The sequence below is a fragment of the Serratia sp. TMDUHS_CL genome (genome assembly GCF_037137105.1).
Taxonomy (GTDB): domain Bacteria; phylum Pseudomonadota; class Gammaproteobacteria; order Enterobacterales; family Enterobacteriaceae; genus Serratia; species Serratia nevei.
The window spans coordinates 1-1932 of record NZ_JBBBDV010000028.1 but is presented as its reverse complement, the minus strand read 5'-3'; the positions used below and the strand labels follow the sequence as shown (position 1 = coordinate 1932).

Here is a 1932-nt window from a genome sequence, read left to right as displayed (position 1 = left end):
CCTGCGTGCGGACACCGAATGGCATGTTAGCCCGGGCACGACGGTGGCGCTGCGCAGCGAGCTGGGGTGGCAACACCAGTACGGCGGGCTGGAACGAGGCACCGGGCTGCGGTTCAACGGCGGCAACGCGCCGTTCGTGGTGGACAGCGTGCCGGTCTCGCGCGACGGGATGGTGCTGAAGGCGGGGGCGGAAGTGGCGGTGAACGAAAACGCCACGCTGTCGCTGGGCTACGGCGGGCTGCTGTCGCAGCACCACCAGGACAACAGCGTCAACGCCGGCTTCACCTGGCGCTTCTAAGCAACATCGACTTAATCCTTGTAGGGAACCGTCTGCGGGCGGTTCCTTTTTCACATCCTGCTAATGAGAACCCGGCGCACCTGGGGCGTCGGCCAATAACAAGCAAAAGGTAAGGAAATGACAACAACAATGGGTTTTGATAGCAAAGGAAACGTTCGTCGCTCGCCGTGGCGGCTGAACGCGCTGGTCTGCTGCATGGCGCTGGCGGGGTATGCGCAGGCGGCACCGCACGAGGTGAACGGCCAAGCCGGCGATCCGGCCAGCTGGCGCAGCGCCGAATTCAACGCCAACTGGGGGCTGGGGGCGATCCATGCCGATGAGGCCTACGCCGCCGGTTATACCGGCAAAGGGCAGAAGGTGGGCATTTTCGATACCCCGGTCAACCGCCATCCCGAGTTCGCCGGCGACGGCAAACTGATCAACGTGGTCACCGAAGGCTATCGCGCCTACACCGATCCGCACCGGCCGGGCATTAACGCCGGCGACCGCTTTTACTTCGACGGCACCTTCCACTTCTACAGCGGCTCACAGGGCATGCTGAGCAATCACGGGGTGCACGTCGCGGGCATCAGCGCCGCCAACCGCGATGGCGTCGGCATGCATGGCGTGGCCTTCGATTCGCAGGTGATCAGCGTCGATAACGACAACGACGGCCCGGCCTACGGCGAATTTCTCGGCCTGGACGGCGCCGTCACCAATGCCGGCTGGCAGGCGATGATCAACAGCGGTGCGCGGGTGATCAACAACAGCTGGGGCGTCAGTATTCCCGACTTTCTGTCCGACGGCGGCCGCGATCCTAACGCGCTGCACTTTGAGCTGCAGGATGCGCAGGAACAATTCGATCAGGTCAAACCGCTGCTCGGCAGCCTGGCCGGCGCAGGCTATCAGGGCGCCATCGACGCGGCGCGCAAAAATATTCTGGTGCTGTTCGCCGCCGGCAACGACGGCAACTACAACCAACCGGATGTGATCAGCGGGCTGGCCTACTTCGTGCCGGACATCGCACCGAACTGGCTCTCGGTTGCCAGCGTGGCGCAGGATGCGGCATCGACCAACAGCGTGCCTTACACCATCAGCAGCTTCTCTTCCCGCTGCGGCTATACCGCCAGCTTCTGCGTCTCGTCGCCGGGCAGCAAAATCTACAGCACCGTGGCCAATGGTTCCGATCCGGCCAACCTGGTGTCGGACTACGGCAATAAAAACGGCACCTCGATGGCGACGCCGCACGTCACCGGCGCGGTGGCGGTGTTGCCGCAGCGCTTCCCGTACATGACCTCGGCGCAGATTGCCGACGTGTTGAAAACCACCGCCACCGACATGGGCGCGCCGGGCATCGATGCGCTCTATGGCTGGGGGATGATCAACCTGGGCAAGGCCATCAACGGCCCGGGTATGTTCTATACCGTCGAGGATATTCCCGCGGAGTTCCGCATCCCGGATCCGACGGGCGTGGCCTATGGCCCGACCCAGTTTGTCGCCAATATTCCGGGGAGGGGCGCCGAGGTGGATGCCGGTACGTTGCACGCCAGGAAATGTGATGACTTCCACTGTGGATGGGAAATCTACTCCAACAACATTTCCGGCCACGGCGGCCTGACCAAAGAGGGTGCGGGAATCCTGGAGCTGACCGGCAC

2 protein-coding genes are annotated in these 1932 nt (G+C 63.5%); both read left to right on the top strand.

Going from position 1 to position 1932, the window contains the following annotated elements; genetic code table 11:
• Positions 1-298: autotransporter outer membrane beta-barrel domain-containing protein (locus WCL58_RS25195; RefSeq protein ID WP_336851751.1), on the top strand; the 298-nt coding region annotated here is incomplete at its 5' end.
• A 117-nt stretch (positions 299-415) separates the two neighbouring features.
• Positions 416-1932, top strand: a 1517-nt coding sequence (locus WCL58_RS25190) for a S8 family peptidase (RefSeq protein ID WP_336851750.1), incomplete at its 3' end; no start/stop codon positions are given.